Below are 20,286 nucleotides of genomic sequence, written 5' to 3'. Positions count from 1 at the left end.
ACCGCACTTTTTGTGATTTGGTTACTGATGTTTAAATTGAATAAGTTCTCGGCGTTCTTTCTTGTTGGGACGACGATCAGGGTGTGGCATCATATTCATTTTGCGAGCTACCGCCATTTTTTCTCGTGCTATCACGCTTTGTTCTGTTTCACTATATAGCAATTGTGCTTCGGGAGCACCACGGCGTTGCGTGGAAAGTGCGGTGACTTTTATCTCTTTTTCATCATTGCCTTGACGTAATTTAATGCTTGCCCCAATTTCTACGCTTTTATTTGGCTTCGTGCGTTGTCCATTGTAATGCACTTTGCCGCCGTCAATCATTTCTTTGGCAATGGTGCGAGTTTTATAAAAGCGTGCTGCCCATAACCATTTATCAAGACGAACATCATTATCGTCTGGTTGTGCCTGTGATTTATTTGATTTACCTTTTGCCATGATTTTCCCTTAAATCTGTTCGCTGTTTATGGTATCGTTATTCTTATTTTTTGTAAAACGAGAGATCGCAAAATGCCCCTATTTTCTGAAAAAACCTTACCACAAATTTTGAATATTCAAACTGCTTGTCAATCCCGTATTTTTACCATTCAATCGGTGGATCTCAAATTCTCCAATGGAATTCACCGCACTTATGAGCGTTTTAAGCCTGCCAGTCGGGCGGCGGTGATGGTGTTGCCGATTGATGGCGACGATCTGTTAATGGTACGAGAATACGCCATGGGAACTGAGCGTTATGAGTTGGGTTTCTGCAAAGGGTTGATGGAAAAAGAGGAAACCATTGAACAAAGTGCCAACCGTGAAATGCAAGAAGAACTGGGCTTGGGCGCCAAACAGTTTATTCATTTACGCACGGTCAATTCTAATTTAACTTTTATGAACAGCCCAATGCACATTTTAGTGGCACGAGATTTTTATCCATCAAAATTAGAGGGTGATGAGCCGGAGCCGTTAGACATTCTGCGTTTCCCTTTGGCAAAATTAGATGAATTACTGAACAATCCTGATTTTTGTGAGAGTCGTAATTTAGTTGCTATTTATGCTTTGCGTGATTATTTAGAAAAAATATAAAAATTCGTTAAATTAATTAAATTTTATTAAATAAAATTGATTAATTGTTATATAACGATATTTATGCTTTTTTTACGGCGTAAATTACAGTAAGATACCGAGGTTTTTTTATATTAAGGGATAATTTATATGTCAAGCAATGATCTTTCATTAAAAGAATTAACACTACGAGGAACGATTCTCGGGGCGTTAATTACCGTCGTGTTTACGGCGTCAAACGTTTATTTGGGGCTGAAAGTGGGCTTAACGTTCGCTTCTTCTATTCCAGCTGCCGTGATTTCTATGGCAGTGTTAAAATTTTTCAAAGATGCCAATATTCTTGAAAATAACATGGTGCAAACCCAAGCCTCCTCTGCGGGCACCTTATCTTCGGTGATCTTCGTGTTGCCAGCCATGTTAATGATGGGTTACTGGCAAGGCTTTCCATTTTGGCAAACCTTATTGATCTGTATCTCTGGTGGGGTGCTTGGGGTAATTTTCACCGTGCCATTGCGTCATGTGATGGTGGTCAAAAGTGATTTACCTTATCCAGAGGGCGTCGCTGCGGCTGAAATTTTGAAAGCCGGTGATGATCATTCTGGTGACAGTGGCATTAAAGAAATTGCCACCGGTGGTGTGATTGCTGCAGTGGTGGGATTTGCGACCAATGGATTACGTGTGATTGCAGACGGTGCAAGCCTTTGGTTTAAAGGTGGTAATGCGATTTTCCAAGTGCCAATGGGCTTTTCACTCGCCTTGTTAGGTGCCGGTTATTTGGTTGGTATCGTAGGCGGTATTGCGATTCTACTCGGTATCTTCATTGCATGGGGTATTGCGGTGCCATATTTTACCTCTGCTTCGCCAATGCCTGTCGATGCGGATATGGTCGGCTATGCGGTGAGTATTTGGAAAAGTAAAGTCCGCTTTATCGGGGTGGGCACCATCGGTGTTGCTGCTATCTGGACATTATTGATGTTAATGAAGCCTATGGCACAAGGGATGATTCAATCATTCCGTGCGTTAAGAGATCCAAACTTCAAAAATAATGACCGCACTACGCAAGATTTATCACCGAAAGCCATGATTTATATCAGCTTGGTTTCCGTGGTCTTGATTGTATTAGCCTTATATAGTTTCTTAGAACCGGTTGGTATTGAACCTGCAGTCGCCATTACGTTAATTGTGGTTTGTACGTTATTGGCCTTTGTGATCGGTTTCTTAGTCGCCGCAGCTTGTGGTTATATGGCCGGTTTGGTGGGGTCATCCTCTAGCCCAATTTCCGGTATCGGTATTATTTCCGTGGTTATCACGGCCATTGTGTTAATGTTAATTGGTTCATCTGCTGGCTTATTAGATACCGCTGACGGTCAAAAATTCTTAACGGCGTTGACCTTATTTAGCTGTTCTATCGTGATCTGTACGGCAGCCATTTCTAACGATAACTTACAAGATTTAAAAACGGGTTATCTGATTCATGCCACCCCTTGGCGTCAACAGGTTGCCTTAATTATTGGGGTCATTGTTGGAGCGTTAGTGATTGCACCGGTGCTTGATATTCTCTATTATTCTTATGGATTTACGGGTGCTGTACCACGTGAGGGAATGGATCCAAGTCAAGTGCTTTCTGCACCGCAAGCAACCTTAATGATGACTATTGCTAACGGTATTTTCTCCCATAACTTAGAATGGGGTTATATCTTCTTTGGTATTGGTTTAGGTGTGGTGGTGATTATCATTGATGCGTTATTGAAAAAATCCTCTAACAATCGTTTTGCGTTACCTGCCTTAGCGATCGGTATGGGGATTTATTTACCGCCGTCAATTAATGCACCATTAATTATTGGGGCGATATTGGCTTGGTTGACGAATCGTCATTTAGACAGCTATGCGAAACGTTCTGGCAAGAATGCCGATGAACTTAAGAAAAAAGCGGAACGCTCAGGGACGTTATTTGCTGCGGGTTTAATCGTGGGGGAAAGTTTAATCGGGGTACTTCTTGCCTTTATTATCGCAGGCTCGGTCACTTCCGGTGGGTCTGACGCACCGCTCGCACTCAACCTAGAAAACTGGGGCGGCACCGCCGAGATTCTCGGGCTGATAGTCTTTGCCGCAGGGGTAACGATTTTCGCACAGCGTGTACTTAAAGCGAAAAAATAATATAATAGACGCTCTCGATTGAGAGCGTTTTTTTATGGATGGATTTTATATGAACTTGCCCCAAATTGATGTCATCATTCCCTGTTATAATGCGGAACAGACTTTAGAACGTGCGGTAAAATCGGTGTTAAATCAACCTCAGTTAGGCACCTTATGGCTCATTGATGATGCCTCTAGCGATCAGACATTAACATTAGCGAACCAACTAGCCCAACAATTCCCCAATAAAATCCAAGTGGAACAGATGCCCAAAAATAGCGGTGTGGCGAAAACACGAAATTGGGGAGCGTTACAAAGTGCGGTGGAATTTATTGCCTTTTTAGATGCAGATGATGCCTATGAACAAGGGGCATTGGAAGTGGCTAGTGCGGTATTTGCATTCCGTCCTGATATTTCCGTGGTACGTTTGGCTTTAACGCCGATTAATTTGGCAGAACGTTATGCGAATCACCCTAAGTTTGATTTTGCTTGGCAACATATGCGAATGACTTGTGGTGGCAATGTGGTTTTTCGGCGTTCATTTTTTCTGGCTTGCGGTGGTTTTCCACAAGAGACATTGTTTAAACGTTTTGGCGGTGAAGACGGCGCCTTAGGAATTGCCACGACCAAAATCAGTGGGGTAGCCACCTTGTTCAATGAAAAAGGCGTATTACATTACTGCCGTCACGGCATGCACGCCGAGCGTTTATTAGATGCAATTTTATTTCAAAAAGCCCCTGAGGGTATTACGCCACAAGACATGGCGCAAGCCGAATCCGTGACGGATCGGATTTGTCAGCAAATTGAACAGTTAAAGTGCGGTTTAAATTCTGTTAATATAGGCATACAACCTTTAGTGTTAGAACGAAAATAGGAATTCCTGTGAAAATAATTATTCTTGGAGCCGGCCAAGTGGGGACAACCTTGGCGGAAAATTTAGTCAGCGAAGATAACGATATCACCTTAGTCGATAATGATGAGGCGAATACCAGTAGCTTACAAGATAAGTTTGATTTGCGCGTGGTGATTGGTTCTGCCTCCTCGCCACGTGTTTTACGTGAGGCGGGCGCTACGGATGCGGATTTATTAGTGGCGGTCACGAATTCCGATGAAACCAATATGGTGGCCAGCCAAATTGCTTATACCTTATTTCGTACGCCGACCAAGATTGCACGCATTCGCAATGCCGAATATTTACGTGAAAAAGAGAAATTATTTACACCGGATGTGATTCCTATTGACCATATTATTTCGCCAGAAAACTTGGTGACGGAAGATATTGTTCGCTTAATTAATTACCCTGGCGCCTTGCAAGTGGCGCATTTTGCCGAGAAACAAATTAGTGTGGTGGTGTGTAAAGCCTATTACGGTGGCCCATTGGTAGGTTATGCCATTTCTGCTTTGCGTGAGCATTTACCGCATATTGATTGCCGTGTGGTATCGATTTTTAGACAAGATAAAGCCATTCGCCCACAAGCCTCGACCATTATTGAGGCGGGGGATGAAGTCACCTTTATTTGTGCCACCGAACATATTAAAGCGGTGATGTCTGAATTACAACGTTTAGAGCGTTCTTATAAGCGCATTATGATTGCGGGTGGCGGCAATATTGGGTTAACCGTGGCGCAAAAATTAGAAAATAATTGCACCGTCAAACTGATTGAACGTAATGCAGAACGGGCGGCACAATTAGCAGAGAAATTATCCAATACCTTGGTTTTTCATGGTGACGCCTCCGACCATGGTTTGTTATTTGAAGAACAAATTGAAAATATGGATGTGTTCATTTCCTTAACCAGTGACGACGAGGCCAATATTATGTCAGCGCTATTGGCGAAACGGTTGGGGGCAAAAAAAGTCATGGTCTTGATTCAACGCATGGCCTATATTAACTTGATTCAAGGGGGCGCCGTGGATATTGTGGTGTCGCCGCAACAAGCCACGATTTCTGCGTTATTAGGGCATGTACGAAAAGGGGACATTATCAACGTGGCCTCTCTCCGTCACGGCACCGCAGAGGCCTTGGAGGCGGTGGTACATGGTGACAAAACCAGTTCAAATATTATTGGGCGTAAAGTGGGTGAGCTAAAATTACCTAACAGTGCCTTAATTGGTGCGGTGTTACGTGCGGGGGAAGTCATTATTGCTCGCAAAGAATTGGTGATTGAAGAAAATGATCATGTAGTGGTGTATCTGGCGGATAAGAAACAGGTCTCCGAAATGGAGAAACTTTTCCAAACCACCACATTTTTTATCTAAAAAATAAACAAAATGCTATACAAATTGCATAAAATTTATATAATACACGGGCTTTAATAGCAATTTATTTAGAAAGGAAAAAATTATGAGCTTTATGAAAGAATTTCGCGAATTTGCGATGCGTGGTAATGTTGTTGATATGGCAGTCGGTGTGATCATCGGTGGCGCATTCGGTAAGATCGTGAGTTCATTGGTTGCTGATGTGGTGATGCCAGTTTTAGGTATTGTCACAGGCGGTGTGGATTTCAAAGATTTAAAAATCGTATTAGCGGAAGCGGTGGGCGAAACCCCAGCCGTGACCTTAAACTACGGTGTCTTTATTCAAAATGTGTTTGATTTCATTATTATTGCATTTGCGATCTTTATGATGGTGAAAGGCATTAACAAAATGAAGAAACCAGTAGAAGAAGCCCCAGCCGGCCCAACAACGGAAGAATTATTAACAGATATTCGTGAATTATTGAAAAAATAATCATAAATTGGCAAACAAAAACCCGACATATGGTTCGGGTTTTTTTATTTTCTTTTACAGGGCAATTTTTCTTAATTTCGCATAATAGAACCCATCTCCCCCTTGTTCTGAGGGAAAAAACTGGATGCCGATATTTTGCTGTTCAAAGGGCAAATCTTCTAATTTCGCATTATTATTTTCGGCCAGAAAACGAGCAATTTGTTGCGCATTTTCTTCCGGTAGCACCGAACAGGTCGCATAGAGTAACACGCCATTGGGCTTTAAGGTGGCCCAAAGTGCGGTGAGAATTTGCTGTTGTAATTGGACTAATGGGGCAATATCACTTTCTTGACGTAACCATTTGATATCAGGGTGGCGTCGGATCACACCAGTGGCAGAACAAGGTGCGTCTAATAAAATACGATCAAATTGCACCGCACTTTGTTTGCCGATAATCGCTTTTGCCACGGTTGGTAACCATTGTTTGGGTTGGCTTGCGTCACCGCAAATAACGAGGGCTTTTTGATGTAACCGTGCCAGATTTTCTTCCACCCGTTTTAAGCGGCTCTGTTCTACATCCAACGCCACCACCTTGGCTTGCGGCGCCAATTCTAAAATATGCGTGGTTTTCCCCCCAGGGGCGGCACAAGCGTCTAAAATCAGTTCGCCATTTTGTCCCCCTAAGAGAAGAGCAGACCATTGTGCATGGACATCTTGCACGGTCAGCCATCCCTCGGCAAAATGGGGTAAATTTTGTACGGCGGTAGGGTTGGCTAAACGTAACGCATAAGGATTGTCATCCGTAAAACTGGTTAAGTCTGTTTCGGTGAGTAATTGCTGGCGGTAATCTTGCGCTGAACAATGTTGTGCATTCACCCGAATCCACATTGGCGGTTTTTGATTATTTGCCTCGATAATGTCCCGCCAGTTTGGATAGGCCTTTTTCAGTTTATTCACGAACCATTCAGGGTGATAGGTTTGCCAATGTTTATCCACCACGGCCAATAGGTTGTCTTGTTCACGTAAGAAACGGCGTAATACGCCATTAATCAGGCCACGAAAACCCTCAGATTTCAATGCTTTGGTGGCATTTACTACTTCATTAATGGCCGCATGGGGCGGAATGCGGGTGTAAAGTAACTGATACAAGCCGACCAATAATAAACAATGGACGATCCGTGTTTTGCCTTTTAGCGGTTTATCCACGAGCAAGCGAATAATCCATTCCAGACGAGGCAAAACACGACAAATGCCAAAGCAGATTTCTTGTAATAGGGGCAAATCCTGTGCTTTTACTTGGCCTTGTTTTTCTGGCATGAGCGCAGAGAGGGATTTGCCTTGATCCAACACTTGTAACATCATTTGTGCGGCGGCGGCTCTGACTTCCATGGGGTGCGAAAGTGCGGTGTTTTTGGTCGGTTTTTTTGTGTCGGTCATAAAATATCCCCCACCTTAAACCAATCGGCACGCCCATTGAGAAAATCTTGTACCCACATGGGTTTTTTGCCCGCAGGCTGTAACTGGGTAATATTAAGTACACCTTGGGCGGTGGCGATTTGAATGCCATGTTTATCCACCGCAATAATGCTGCCCGCTGTTTTATCCTGATGTGGCAAACAGGTCGCTTGATGAATTTTAATGCGTTCTTCTTGCCCCTGATGGGAGAGTGTGAGAAACGCCATCGGAGCGGGATTAAAGGCACGAATATTCCGTTCTAACTGTTCCGCTGACAACGTCCAATTTAATTGGGCCTCTTCTTTGCTCAGTTTTTCTGCATAATTACTTTGGCTATCTTGTTGTTTTTCTGAGGGAAATTTTCCATTGGTTAAATTATCCAATACCTCAATCAGCGCAGGGGGCGCCAATTCTGCCAATTTATGATAGAGCGTTGCGGCGGTTTCATTAGGCGCAATATCACAATAGACTTTGTGCAACATATCACCGGTGTCTAGCCCTACGTCCATTTGCATAATGGTGACGCCCGTTTGTTTATCGCCCGCCCAAATGGCCCGTTGAATGGGTGCGGCACCACGCCAACGAGGCAAGATTGAACCATGCACGTTTAAACAACCAAACTTAGGCGCTTGCAACACGGCTAAAGGTAAAATTAAACCATAAGCCACCACTACCATCACATCCGCCTTGAGATTGGCTAATTCGGCTTGCGCCTCCGCTTGGCGCAGGGATTTTGGTTGATAAATGGGTAATTGATATTGCTCGGCCAGTTGTTTGACCGGACTGGCTTGGAGTTTCTTGCCTCGGCCGGCGGGTTTGTCCGGTTGCGTGTACACCGCAATCACATGATGTTGAGAATTTAATAGGGCTTGTAAATGTTGGGTGGCAAAATCGGGTGTGCCGGCGAAAATAATGTTCAGTTTCTGCATAGGGTAAAGTGCGACGTTATGTTAATCAAAGAGGTCATAATAATAGCCTTTTCATCTGCAGATTGCCAGATGAAAGGCCGAAAAAAGGGTGCAATCTCGCTAAATTTGATATTTCCCTTTATCCCCAATATCAAAATGCAACGGCATACGCCATTTTTGAATGGCTAGCACCGTAAAAAGTGCGGTGCAAATTACGCATAAAATTTGTAATCCTAAGGTGATTTGCATGACTTTGGTGACCCATAATAAAGCCACAAAAATCGGCATCAGATTCAAGGCAAAAATACGGAAACAAAAATATTCTTTAAAACAAAGTCCGCCCAAGGTCACCAACGCTGCACCAAGAGCCAATTCTGTTTGGCCGATAATTTGGAAAAATAAGGCTAACCATGTGGCAAATTGTAATAATAGACGGAATGATTTGAGATAAATATGCAAGGATGAGGCACAAAGTAACGCTGCGGCTAACAGGCCAATGTGCGCAAATTCATAATAGGGTAAAAGTGCGGTGAAAATCGCCGCAAAAACAAAACCGCTACGATAAAGACAGACGGTCAGTTTATCTAAAACGTCCATTGGGGATTTAATGTGCGGATCAGCCATGATAATTCTCCTGATTTTGTGATCTTGATTCCAAATTGAACAAGCAATGATTGCGTTCATTCGGTTTTTCGGTAAGAGTATCACAAATTCACTTAAATGATAAAAGATAAAATGAACTGGTTTGGCTTGAGTTGTGTGCAATGTCAGCAAAAATTGGCCATAGGATCCCATGGCTTATGTAGCCGTTGTAATGCGGAGATTCGCCGTTTTGCCTATTGCGGTTGCTGTGGGGCAGAATTAATCCGTGATGAACTGCGTTGTGGTAAATGTTTACAGCAGGAACCGGCATGGCAACAAATGGTGATTATCGGACGCTATGCGGAACCCTTATCGACGCTGATTCACCGTTTTAAATTCCAAGGGCAATTTTGGTTAGATCGCAGTTTGGCACGTTTGCTTTATTTGGCGGTACGACAGGCCAGACGAACCCATGGGTTAACGTTACCAGATGTGATTTTACCGGTGCCACTGCATCATGTTCGCCATTGGCGACGTGGTTATAATCAAGCTGCATTATTGGCGAAATGGTTGGCTCGCTGGTTAAACATTCCTATGCGAGAAGATTTGTTGTTACGCACGAAACATACCCCAAGTCAGCGTGGTTTAACCGCTAAAGCTCGGCGTAATAATCTAAAAAATGCGTTTATTGTGCAAAATAAGATAAAAAAATGCAATTATCGTTCAGTTTGTCTTATTGATGATGTGATTACCACCGGTTCAACCATGAATGAAATGGCGAAACAATTACGCAAAATGGGGATACCACATATTCAAGTTTGGGGGCTTGCTCGCACATAAAATTTGCATAAAAGCCGATCTCAGCGTATCATTTCCGACTAAATAAGTAAGATTAAAGACACGCAAGGAAAAACATGCAACAAATTAGTATTTCAGCCGCTGCACAGGCACATTTTCGTAAATTATTAGATCAACAAGAAGAGGGGACCAATATTCGTATTTTCGTGGTGAACCCTGGTACACCGAGTGCGGAATGTGGTGTTTCTTATTGCCCAACCAATGCGGTGGAAGAAACCGATACCGAAATGCAATATGACACATTTTCTGCTTTTGTAGATGAAGTCAGTTTGCCATTTTTGGAAGATGCGGAAATTGACTATGTGACTGAAGAATTGGGGGCTCAATTAACTTTAAAAGCACCGAATGCCAAAATGCGTAAGGTATCAGATGACGCACCGCTAATCGAACGTGTGGATTATGTCATTCAAACCCAAATTAACCCACAATTAGCGAGCCATGGTGGACGGATTACCTTAATTGAACTGACTGATGACGGCTATGCCATTTTACAATTTGGCGGTGGCTGTAATGGTTGTTCCATGGTGGATGTCACCTTAAAAGACGGTGTGGAAAAACAATTAGTCGACATGTTCCCGAATGAATTAAAAGGGGCAAAAGATGTGACCGAACACCAACGTGGTGAGCATTCTTATTATTAATTGGGCTGATATTTAGCGTAAAAGTGCGGTGAAAATTTTTGTATTTTCTCGCACTTTTATTTTATGGATTATTGTTCGGAAAAATAAGCTCTCGCAATTTCTTCATCTTGTTGAATTTGCTGTTTTAAAGCATCAAGGCTAGCGAATTTTATTTCATTGCGTAATTTATAGCAAAATTCAATTTGAATATTCTGTCCATATAAATGCTGATTAAAATCAAACAGATGTACTTCTAATAATTGTATTGTGCCATTAATGGTGGGTCGTTGTCCGACATTCGCAACACCCTGTACAATTTGTCCATTTTTTAATTCTGCACGTACGGCATAGACACCTTTAATGGGATTGACTTGGCGATGTAAATGAATATTGGCGGTAGGGAAACCAAGCGTACGCCCTAATTTTTTGCCATGAATCACTTTGCCCCAAATGCGATAAGGGCGACCTAGTAATTTTTCGGCATCAACCAGTCGATCTTCTGCCAGTGCTTGGCGAATGGCGGTACTGCTAATACGTAATTGATCTAAGCAAAAAGTGCGGTTATTTTCCACTTCAAATCCATATTGCTGACCGGATTGTTGCAGTAATGCAAAATTGCCTTGTCGGGCTTGCCCAAAGTGGAAATCATCCCCAATGCTTAAGAATTTTACGTTGAGTTTATTGACTAATAATTCGCTAATAAAATCTTGTGCGGTTTGTTCTGCGAAAGTGCGGTCAAATTTAACACAGATAACATAATCTATGTTGGCTTGTTGAAAGTAATGTAACTTATCTCGCAATCGCATTAATCTTGCTGGTGCTTTTTCGCCTTGAAAATATTCCCGAGGCTGTGGCTCGAAAATCATCACGACAGTGGGTAAATTTAACGCCCGAGCTTTTTCTTTCAGATGTGTTAAGATTTTTTGATGCCCTAAATGAATACCGTCAAAATTGCCGATGGTTAAGGCACAAGGGGAAAAATTACGTGGAAAATGATGAATACTGCGTATTAGTTGCATAGTAAATGGATTTATATCTTTAAATTATTGGGTTTATTATACGCATAAATACATTAATATAAAAGAAAGCATTGTTTGAAATTTATTTGTTTTATTAACGATTTTTTCTGTATGTACAATCTATAGTTTTAAAAGTATAAAGTTTGTTTGTATCAGATGTATTTCTAGTTGCAATCAGTACAGTATTTTGGTCAATAAATAAGATTTTCTGAGTATGAATGAGACTGAGTCTAGATTTTATGTTATCACATCTTGATGGTATTTCTTCTGAGAAAGAATAGTCAATAAAAGATGAAATGATTTTTTCGTCATTAAAAATATCTAATTCTTTAAATATTATATGGTTCCAAATCAAAACAGAGCTAGTATAAATAACAAGGAATGATATGATATCAATAGGTCGTCTTATCGAAAAGAACATTAATAATATTGATGTTATACCAACAGCCATTAATAGTAGGGTTGAATATGATAAAAAGAAATAAAATGCTGACATCATTGTAATAAATGGAGCGGAAATTGCAATAAATTCCCAGCCACCAATAGCTTCTGAAGCAAATAACTGATATATCGATGAACTAACAAAAGAAATAATAAGAGGCGTTAGAAATGAAACAAATAGTATATTAAATATAGATTTGTTTCTGGAAATGAATTTAAATTTTCTTAGCTTTATTTTGTGTATAAGATAAAGGATGTTTATTATCCAAATAATCATTGCACATGAAAGTTTAATAATATTTATATTACTACCAAAGAATTCATTTATACTAATTGGTTCAGAATAAGTTAAGATAAATATTGATAACACTATATTAGTAATTATAACCATTATTTCTTCAATACTATTATAAAACCAAGTAGATAAATTATTGCCGTATTCTTTTAATGTATTATTATCCCTCCAGTTAAATTTAGTAGATAAATATAGCACATATAAAATACTTGATAGAAGAGCAACATAAATGGTTAAATGCTGATATTGATGAAAGTACCAATGAAAACCGAATATTACGGAAATTATTGATATTATATGAAAAGTAATTAGAGAGGAGATTATATTTCGAGATTTTCTTATCATAGAGTAAAGAGATATATCAATGCAAATAACAAATATAATTGTAATTACTGTTAACAATATTGCTATTAATAATTTGAATATAATACTTTCAATAAGAAAAATCATAGCTATTGAAATTATACTAATGAATAGTCCAATGAATTTATCCATTTTATCCTCTAAAAAACTAACCGCCTAAGATTTTATCCTAGACGGTTAATATTTTAAAGTAGAAATTTATTAAAAATTACATCGCTTCCGTAAACGTACGAGTAATCACATCTTGTTGTTGTTCACGCGTTAATGAGTTGAAACGTACCGCATAACCTGAAACACGAATGGTTAATTGTGGGTATTTTTCAGGGTGTTCAACCGCATCTAACAAGGTTTCACGGTTTAATACGTTCACATTCAAGTGTTGACCGCCTTCCACAGTGGCTTCGTGGTGGAAATAACCGTCCATTAAACCTGCAAGGTTACGTTTTTGTGCTTCGTAATCTTTACCTAACGCATTTGGTACGATAGAGAAAGTATAGGAAATACCGTCTTTCGCATAAGCAAATGGTAATTTCGCCACAGACGTTAAGGAGGCTACCGCACCTTTTTGGTCACGTCCGTGCATTGGGTTTGCACCTGGTCCGAATGGCGCACCTGAACGGCGACCATCTGGGGTGTTACCGGTTTTCTTACCATACACCACGTTAGAGGTAATGGTTAACACAGATTGTGTTGGTACGGCATTGCGGTAGGTTTTATGGGTTTGGATTTTCTTCATAAAACGTTCAACTAAATCCACCGCAAGATCATCTACACGGCTGTCGTTGTTACCGAATTGTGGATATTCACCTTCAATTTCAAAGTCGATTGCCACATTGCTTGCGACTACGTTACCATCTTTATCTTTAATATCGCCACGAATTGGTTTGACTTTGGCATATTTAATTGCTGATAAAGAGTCCGCTGCCACAGAAAGTCCAGCAATACCGCACGCCATGGTACGATAAACATCACGATCATGTAATGCCATTAATGAGGCTTCATACGCATATTTATCGTGCATAAAGTGAATGATATTTAACGCAGTCACATATTGAGTCGCTAACCAATCCATAAAGTGATCGGTACGTTCCATCACTTCATCAAAGTCTAAGTATTCTGACGTAATCGGCGCAGATTTAGGACCGACTTGCATACCGGATTTTTCATCAATACCACCGTTGATCGCATAAAGCATGGTTTTTGCCAAGTTTGCACGCGCACCGAAGAATTGCATTTGTTTACCCACCACCATTGGTGATACACAGCACGCAATCGCATAGTCGTCATTGTTGAAGTCAGGACGCATTAAGTCGTCATTTTCGTATTGTACAGATGACGTATCAATAGACACTTTGGCACAATAGCGTTTGAAGCCTTCTGGTAACTGTTCAGACCAAAGAATAGTTAAGTTTGGTTCTGGTGACGGTCCCATGGTGTAAAGAGTGTGTAAAATACGGAAACTGTTTTTCGTTACTAAAGTACGACCGTCTAAGCCCATACCCGCTAAGGTTTCAGTCGCCCACATTGGGTCGCCAGAGAATAATTGATCGTATTCTGGCGTACGTAAGAAACGCACCATACGCAATTTCATCACCAAGTGGTCGATTAACTCTTGTGCTTCTTGTTCAGTAATTTTGCCTGCTTGCAAATCACGTTCGATATAAATATCTAAGAATGAAGACACACGACCGAATGACATTGCCGCACCGTTTTGAGATTTAACGGCCGCTAAATAAGCGAAGTAAGTCCATTGTACGGCTTCTTGTGCATTAGTTGCTGGATTTGAAATATCAAAACCATAACTGGCTGCCATTTCTTTGATTTTGCCTAACGCACGGTGTTGTTCAGCAATTTCTTCACGTAATTGAATAGTGGCTTGAATATCTTCGCCTGCTTCTAAACGTGGTTGTAATGAGGCAAATTGTTTAAATTTGTCTTTCATTAAGAAATCAATACCGTACAAGGCAACACGGCGGTAGTCACCGATAATACGACCACGACCATAGGCATCTGGTAAACCAGTAATGACGCCTGATTTACGGCAACGTAGAATATCTGGTGTATAAACATCAAATACCCCTTGGTTGTGGGTTTTACGGTATTCCGTAAAGATATGTTCAACTTCAGGGTTTAATTCACGGCGATAAACTTGACATGAACCTTTCACCATTTTAATCCCACCGTAAGGGATAATCGCACGTTTTAAAGGCGCATCAGTTTGTAAACCGACGATTTTTTCTAATTTTTGGTCAATATAACCTGGTTTGTGTGAAGTAATGGTGGACGGTGTGTCACAGTCGATATCATACGGCTCGTGCGTGGCATTTTCCACTTTGATTTTTTCCATTACATCGGCCCAAAGGGTCGCCGTGGCAGGGGTTACTTCCGCTAAGAATGATTCGTCACCTTCATACGGCGTATAGTTTTTTTGGATAAAATCACGTACGTTGACTTCAGTTTGCCAATCACCCGCAGTGAAACCTTGCCATGCTTGTTGTTGAGTTTCTGTTAATTGAGTCATTTGGATACTTTCCCTCTTTAATTAATAAACTTTTCACGATATAAAAACAAGCGAACTTGTTTTTACGACTAACCTAATGTGCGTGCGGTCGGTTCGTAAACCATTGCATTAACGCAATACAAACCCCACCACCCACAATGTTACCTAAGGTAACGGGAATTAAATTTTTGACGATAAAATGATAGACATCTAAATCCGCAAAACGTGCCGGATCCACATTAATTAATTGCCAAAATTCTGGCGAAGATCCCTGTGCGGTTAAAATACCTAACGGAATCATAAACATATTGGCCACGCTATGCTCAAAGCCCGAGGCCACGAATAAGCCAATCGGTAAAATCATAATAAAGGCTTTATCGGTTAAGGTTTTACCGGCATAACTCATCCAAATCGCAATACACACCATAATGTTACATAGGATACCTAAGCAAAATGCCTCGCTCCAAGTATGATGAATTTTATGTTGAGCGGTTTGCAAAATGGTTAAACCCCATTGACCGTTTGCAGCCATTAACTGGCCACCAAACCAGATTAAACTGACAATAAAAATCGCCCCAACAAAATTGCCTAAATACACCACCACCCAATTACGTAGCATTTGTGCGGTGTTAATCCGCCCCCCGACACGGGCGACCAATGTCATGGTGGAGGAAGTAAATAATTCTGAGCCACAAACGACCACCATAATCACGCCCACGGAAAACACTAAACCGCCCACTAATTTGGTTAATCCCCAAGCGGCACCGGCACTGCCTGTTTGTGTGGTGGTATAAAAAACGAATGCCAACGCAATAAACGCCCCAGCAGAAATGGCCGATAGAAAAGAGTAGAATTGATTTTTACTGGCTTTATAGGCCCCTGCATCTTCACCAATTTGTGCCATTTGCGTTGGGCTTGCCATAACTGTTGAGCTGTTTTCTTCAGATTTCATCATTTTTAATTTTTATATTGCTATGTTACGTCTCTTGCTATGCGACGTATAAGCTAAACATTTTTTGAAAATTTACAAATTTTGTTAATTATACGGATAAACTCGCCCCAAAAGCAAAGAAATTTCATCAAACTCCGCAGAAAACTTGTTTTAGATCAAAAAGCATAACAGGCCTGTAACAAGGTATTAACAAATGCCCTTAAAAATTGCAATTTTCCTCAATTTCTGCTAAAAAGTGCGGTAAGATTTTTCCAATTTTTATAAAGGACAAGGCCATGCCACAAGAAACCATTTTCAGTAAAATTATCCGTAAAGAAATTCCTGCCGATATAGTGTATCAAGATGACTTGGTGACCGCATTTCGTGATATTTCACCGCAAGCCAACACCCATATTTTAATCATTCCGAACAAATTGATTCCAACCGTCAATGATGTGACCACAGAAGATGAAATTGCTTTAGGACGGTTATTTACCGTGGCAGCCAAAATTGCCGAACAAGAGGGTATTGCGGAAGATGGCTATCGTTTAATTGTGAACTGCAATAAACATGGCGGACAAGAAGTATTTCATATCCACATGCACTTAGTTGGCGGTGAACCGCTCGGCAGAATGTTGGCAAAATAGGGCGAGTGCATGAAAAAAATTCTGTTAATTTGCACCGCACTTTTTTTAGTCGCCTGTAGTTCAAGCCAGCCGTCATTAGTTTATACTCATGCCCCGATTTTAAATATTACGGCGGAACTTAATCCATTGATTGATGCTAATGTAACCGCTCAATCCGCATGGGTAAAAAATAAATCAAATCAAAATATTAACGTTCAATATGACGTATTTTGGTATGATCAAAATGGCGTGACGCAACCTGTGAGCTTACAACAAGATCAATATCGGGCGACGTTATTGCTTGCACCTGAACAACAGCAAGCGATTCATTTGAGTAAGCCGACACCGGAAAGTGTGAATTATCGGTTGTATTTGCAGTTGAGATAGAACCCTTGACCCTCACCCTAACCCTCTCCCAGAGGGAGAGGGGACTGAATGAGCGTTTTTATATAAATATACTCCTCAAACTATTCCCTCTCCCTCTGGGAGAGGGCGAGGGTGAGGGTAAAAAATAGAGAAATAAACAATGTCAACCTTACTTATCGATCTGCAAGGTCAGGAATTACAGCAAGAAGAAATCGAAAAACTAGAACACCCCTTAGTCGCAGGCTTAATTCTATTCACTCGCAATTTTTACGACCTGGAACAAATTCAAGCCCTGATTAAAGAGATTCGCCAACGAGTGAAAAAGCCCTTATTGATCACCGTGGATCAAGAGGGCGGTCGAGTACAGCGTTTCCGTGAGGGTTTTACCCAACTGCCTGCCATGCAGTCTTTTGCGGAAATCGGTTTCAATCAGGAAACTCAACAACATCTGGCCTTAGAAAGCGGTTGGCAAATGGCAGCTGAAATGACGGCTTTGGATATTGATCTCAGTTTTGCCCCTGTTCTCGATTTAGGGCATCAATGCAAGGCCATTGGTGATCGTAGTTTTCACTGCGAGATTGAACCTACCATTCGTCTTGCCACCGCCTTTATTCAAGGCATGAAACAAGCAGGCATGGCAAGCACAGGCAAACATTTCCCTGGTCATGGTCATGTGATAGCCGACAGTCATTTAGAAACGCCTTATGATGAGCGTCCAAGTGCGGTGATTTTTGAGCAAGATATTCAGCCGTTTCAACAGTTGATTGCCAACAATTTGCTTGATGCAATTATGCCTGCTCATGTGATCTATACGCAATGTGATGACCAACCAGCCAGTGGGTCAAGCTACTGGTTACAAACCATTCTTCGCCAACAATTCGGCTTTAACGGTGCCATTTTCTCTGATGATCTTGGCATGAAAGGGGCCGGATTTATGGGCGATTTTGTAGAGCGTAGCGAAAAAGCCTTGCAGGCAGGTTGTGATTTACTCTTGTTATGTAACGAACCTGATGGCGTGGTGCAAGTGTTGGATAACTTAAAACTGCAAGAAAATGCACTGCACTTTGAGCAACGTCAACGACGTTTACGTTTCTTGTTTAAACGCCGTTCTTTTTCATGGAATGAACTAACGAAAAGCGAACGTTGGTTAAAAAATCATAAAGACTTAACGGCCGTTCAACAGCTGTGGTTAGCACGTAACGCCTAATGATAAATTGTCAACATTATCAAACCCTGCAGTGTCAATCTTGCCAATGGATAGAAAAAGCCTATCCGTTGCAATTAGTCGATAAGCAGGCTCATTTAAAACAACAAATCACCCACTTGGATCAATCGCAATTACAGTGGTTTGATCCTTTTCCGTCTCCATTGACGGCTTTTCGCAATAAAGCCAAAATGGTGGTGTCGGGAGCGGTAGAACGCCCGATTTTAGGTATTATCAACGAGCAAAATCAAGCAGTGGATTTAACCGATTGTGAACTTTATCCCCAACATTTCGCTGATGTTTTCCCTATTCTCAAAGACTTTATCGGACGTGCAGGGTTAGTGCCGTACAACATAGCAAAACAAAAAGGTGAACTGAAATTTATTTTACTTACCGAAAGCCGTTATAACGGCGAATTGATGTTGCGTTTTGTATTACGCTCTGAGAACAAGATTGCATTAATTCAACGAGAATTAGCGAAATTACAAGCAAAATTACCGCAGTTAAAGGTGATTACCGCGAATATTCAACCCCAGCATGCGGCGATTTTAGAGGGCGAAAAAGAAATTTTCCTTACTGAACAGCAAGTGTTAGAAGAGCAATTTAACCAAATTCCGCTATTTATCCGTCCACAAGGTTTTTTCCAAACCAATCCAACCGTGGCAGAAAACCTTTATGCGACAGCTCAACAGTGGATAAAAGATTTTCCCGTTAATTCGCTGTGGGATTTGTTTTGTGGCGTAGGCGGATTTGGTTTACATTGTGCGAAAGCACTTAGCGAGAAAAATCCGCATGTTGAATTAACTGGCATTGAAATTTCACCGTCTGCCATTCAAGCAGCGAAAAAATCAGCGGAAAAGTGCGGTCTAAAAAATGTCAATTTTCAATCCTTAGATGCTGCTAATTTTGCCTTAAAGGATCAACAAGAAAAGCCTGATTTAGTGATCATCAATCCCCCAAGGCGAGGTATTGGCAAGCCGTTAGCCCAATTTCTCAATCAAATGCAACCGCCATTTATTCTCTATTCCAGCTGTAATGCGGTGAGCATGGGAAAAGATTTAGCCGAATTAAGCCATTACCAACTTCGTAAAATACAACTATTCGATATGTTTCCACATACTAGTCATTATGAAGTGTTGGGGTTGTTGGTAAGCATTTCTTCTGGTGAGATTGAAGAATATGTATAGAAAAATGCACTTTTCTATACATATCCCATTTGCTCATTGTAACTTCGGACTTGTCCATTTTCTAAACCAAACAGGTAATAGCGTGGATCCCATGGCGGAGAAAATAACCAAAGCGACACCGACTGCTGTGACCAAAGAAAGATGTTCGCCTAAAATCAGCAAAGCAAGAAAAACCCCAAACACAGGTTCTAACGCACTGAAAATAGCGGAAATATTGGCACTGACATCTTGTAAGCCTTTATTCCATAAAATATAGGCTAACCACGTGCAACCTACGGATAAATAAAGAATCCCCCAAATACCCTCGCTACTCGGATTAATCTGCCAATTTTGGGTAAATAATAAGGTCATCGGAACACAGGTTACGGTGCCTAATACAATTAAAATATTGGTAAATTCAACCGCTTTGAGTTCTTTCATAACATCTTTGCTCATATATAAACAAAACGCAAAAATGAAACCACCAGAGAGAACCATTAAGCAACCTAATAGGCTGACATCGCCTTGTTCTTCAGAACCTAATACCACTAAGGCAACCCCGATAAAGGCAACGATACCAAACAGAATGTCGATTAATTTAAGCCGTTGTTTGAAGAATAATACGCCAACTAGCACAGTAATTAAGGGTTCTGCCCCTAACATAGTAACGGCACTGGCGGCGGAGGTGAAAGATAGCCCGATAAATTGCAACATAAATACCGTTGGAAACACCAAACATGCAATCAGCCACATTTTTTTGACTAAATGGCTTGGAATTTTGCGATAAGCAGGAAAAAACGCAGGCAAAGAAAAAATGGCGGCAATGGCTAAACGTAATTGCACGGTAATGGCAGGGTCAAACATGTCATAACTGTATTTTCCTGCAATAAATGAACTTCCCCAAATAAGGGCAGCTAATAGTAAATAAATCATTATGTTTCTTAAATCCTCAAACCCTCACCCTAGCCCTCTCCCAAAGGGAGAGGGAACGATTTTGGGTGTTAATTAGTCTATGTCAGTTCCAGTCCCCTCTCCCTTTGGGAGAGGGTTAGGGTGAGGGTC

The 20,286-nt window shown here is 41.1% G+C and carries 20 protein-coding genes; 11 read left to right on the top strand and 9 right to left on the bottom strand.

The window, feature by feature from the left end; translation table 11 throughout:
* Positions 1 to 21: 21 nt before the first annotated feature.
* The gene (gene hslR, locus ACTG7L_RS07610) at positions 22 to 435 is read right to left on the bottom strand and encodes a ribosome-associated heat shock protein Hsp15 (RefSeq protein ID WP_439328058.1); all 414 of its coding nucleotides are present in this window, start codon (positions 433 to 435) and stop codon (positions 22 to 24) included.
* 72 nt (positions 436 to 507) lie between these two features.
* Here hslR and nudE point away from each other — a divergent pair, with 72 nt between their 5' ends.
* The 5 genes from nudE to mscL all read left to right on the top strand — a co-directional run bounded on the left by nudE (position 508) and on the right by mscL (position 5,911).
* Entirely contained in the window at positions 508 to 1,065 is a 558-nt protein-coding gene (gene nudE, locus ACTG7L_RS07605; RefSeq protein ID WP_439328057.1) for an ADP compounds hydrolase NudE, read from the top strand.
* Positions 1,066 to 1,194: 129 nt separating this feature from the next.
* Complete coding sequence (locus ACTG7L_RS07600) at positions 1,195 to 3,201, top strand: OPT family oligopeptide transporter (RefSeq protein WP_439328056.1); 2,007 nt, start codon at positions 1,195 to 1,197, stop codon at positions 3,199 to 3,201.
* Between the two features lie 49 nt (positions 3,202 to 3,250).
* The gene (locus tag ACTG7L_RS07595) at positions 3,251 to 4,054 is read left to right on the top strand and encodes a glycosyltransferase family 2 protein (RefSeq protein WP_439328055.1); all 804 of its coding nucleotides are present in this window, start codon (positions 3,251 to 3,253) and stop codon (positions 4,052 to 4,054) included.
* 8 nt (positions 4,055 to 4,062) lie between these two features.
* Complete coding sequence (gene trkA, locus ACTG7L_RS07590) at positions 4,063 to 5,439, top strand: Trk system potassium transporter TrkA (protein ID WP_439328054.1); 1,377 nt, start codon at positions 4,063 to 4,065, stop codon at positions 5,437 to 5,439.
* A gap of 85 nt (positions 5,440 to 5,524) precedes the next feature.
* Positions 5,525 to 5,911 (top strand): large-conductance mechanosensitive channel protein MscL, encoded by a 387-nt coding sequence (gene mscL, locus ACTG7L_RS07585; RefSeq protein ID WP_439239918.1) that lies wholly within the window; start codon positions 5,525 to 5,527, stop codon positions 5,909 to 5,911.
* A gap of 54 nt (positions 5,912 to 5,965) precedes the next feature.
* On the opposite strand, the gene rsmB is transcribed toward mscL, so the two are convergent.
* From rsmB to ACTG7L_RS07570, 3 genes are all read right to left on the bottom strand, one after another.
* Positions 5,966 to 7,327, bottom strand: a complete 1,362-nt coding sequence (gene rsmB, locus ACTG7L_RS07580) for a 16S rRNA (cytosine(967)-C(5))-methyltransferase RsmB (protein ID WP_439328053.1) — start codon at positions 7,325 to 7,327, stop codon at positions 5,966 to 5,968.
* Entirely contained in the window at positions 7,324 to 8,274 is a 951-nt protein-coding gene (gene fmt, locus ACTG7L_RS07575) for a methionyl-tRNA formyltransferase (RefSeq protein WP_439328052.1), read from the bottom strand. Before fmt ends, rsmB begins: the two co-directional genes overlap by 4 nt.
* A gap of 99 nt (positions 8,275 to 8,373) precedes the next feature.
* A complete protein-coding gene (locus ACTG7L_RS07570; protein WP_439328081.1) occupies positions 8,374 to 8,877 on the bottom strand; it encodes a DUF2301 domain-containing membrane protein in 504 nt (167 codons plus the stop codon).
* Between the two features lie 111 nt (positions 8,878 to 8,988).
* Between ACTG7L_RS07570 and ACTG7L_RS07565 the strand changes: the two genes are divergently transcribed.
* Positions 8,989 to 9,675, top strand: coding sequence for an amidophosphoribosyltransferase (locus ACTG7L_RS07565; RefSeq protein ID WP_439328051.1), 687 nt, complete (start codon positions 8,989 to 8,991; stop codon positions 9,673 to 9,675).
* A 74-nt stretch (positions 9,676 to 9,749) separates the two neighbouring features.
* Positions 9,750 to 10,334: a Fe-S biogenesis protein NfuA gene (gene nfuA / locus ACTG7L_RS07560; protein WP_439239912.1), complete on the top strand. Its 585-nt coding sequence runs from the start codon at positions 9,750 to 9,752 to the stop codon at positions 10,332 to 10,334.
* Positions 10,335 to 10,402: 68 nt separating this feature from the next.
* Here the strand turns inward: nfuA and ribF are convergent, their stop codons facing one another.
* The 4 genes from ribF to focA form a co-directional block, all read right to left on the bottom strand.
* The gene (ribF, locus tag ACTG7L_RS07555) at positions 10,403 to 11,332 is read right to left on the bottom strand and encodes a bifunctional riboflavin kinase/FAD synthetase (RefSeq protein WP_439328050.1); all 930 of its coding nucleotides are present in this window, start codon (positions 11,330 to 11,332) and stop codon (positions 10,403 to 10,405) included.
* A gap of 94 nt (positions 11,333 to 11,426) precedes the next feature.
* Positions 11,427 to 12,563, bottom strand: a complete 1,137-nt coding sequence (locus tag ACTG7L_RS07550; protein WP_439328049.1) for a hypothetical protein — start codon at positions 12,561 to 12,563, stop codon at positions 11,427 to 11,429.
* 76 nt (positions 12,564 to 12,639) lie between these two features.
* The gene (gene pflB, locus ACTG7L_RS07545) at positions 12,640 to 14,952 is read right to left on the bottom strand and encodes a formate C-acetyltransferase (protein WP_439328048.1); all 2,313 of its coding nucleotides are present in this window, start codon (positions 14,950 to 14,952) and stop codon (positions 12,640 to 12,642) included.
* 73 nt (positions 14,953 to 15,025) lie between these two features.
* On the bottom strand, positions 15,026 to 15,883 hold the full coding sequence (focA, locus tag ACTG7L_RS07540; RefSeq protein WP_439258143.1) for a formate transporter FocA: 858 nt from the start codon (positions 15,881 to 15,883) through the stop codon (positions 15,026 to 15,028).
* Positions 15,884 to 16,158: 275 nt separating this feature from the next.
* Between focA and hinT the strand changes: the two genes are divergently transcribed.
* The 4 genes from hinT (at position 16,159) to rlmC (ending at position 19,245) form a co-directional block, all read left to right on the top strand.
* On the top strand, positions 16,159 to 16,509 hold the full coding sequence (hinT, locus tag ACTG7L_RS07535) for a purine nucleoside phosphoramidase (protein WP_439328047.1): 351 nt from the start codon (positions 16,159 to 16,161) through the stop codon (positions 16,507 to 16,509).
* Positions 16,510 to 16,518: 9 nt separating this feature from the next.
* Entirely contained in the window at positions 16,519 to 16,875 is a 357-nt protein-coding gene (locus ACTG7L_RS07530) for a YcfL family protein (RefSeq protein ID WP_439328046.1), read from the top strand.
* A 139-nt stretch (positions 16,876 to 17,014) separates the two neighbouring features.
* On the top strand, positions 17,015 to 18,061 hold the full coding sequence (nagZ, locus tag ACTG7L_RS07525; protein WP_439328045.1) for a beta-N-acetylhexosaminidase: 1,047 nt from the start codon (positions 17,015 to 17,017) through the stop codon (positions 18,059 to 18,061).
* A complete protein-coding gene (gene rlmC, locus ACTG7L_RS07520) occupies positions 18,061 to 19,245 on the top strand; it encodes a 23S rRNA (uracil(747)-C(5))-methyltransferase RlmC (RefSeq protein ID WP_439328044.1) in 1,185 nt (394 codons plus the stop codon). The genes nagZ and rlmC overlap by 1 nt, the downstream gene beginning before the upstream one ends.
* Before the next feature lie 33 nt (positions 19,246 to 19,278).
* Here the strand turns inward: rlmC and ACTG7L_RS07515 are convergent, their stop codons facing one another.
* Positions 19,279 to 20,157, bottom strand: a complete 879-nt coding sequence (locus ACTG7L_RS07515; protein ID WP_439328043.1) for a DMT family transporter — start codon at positions 20,155 to 20,157, stop codon at positions 19,279 to 19,281.
* Between the last annotated feature and the right edge of the window lie 129 nt (positions 20,158 to 20,286).

Source organism: Lonepinella sp. BR2357, from assembly GCF_051851525.1.
Classification (GTDB): Bacteria; Pseudomonadota; Gammaproteobacteria; order Enterobacterales; family Pasteurellaceae; genus Lonepinella.
Note: the sequence above shows the minus strand (reverse complement) of the source record. Positions and strands in the feature narration are given on the sequence as shown.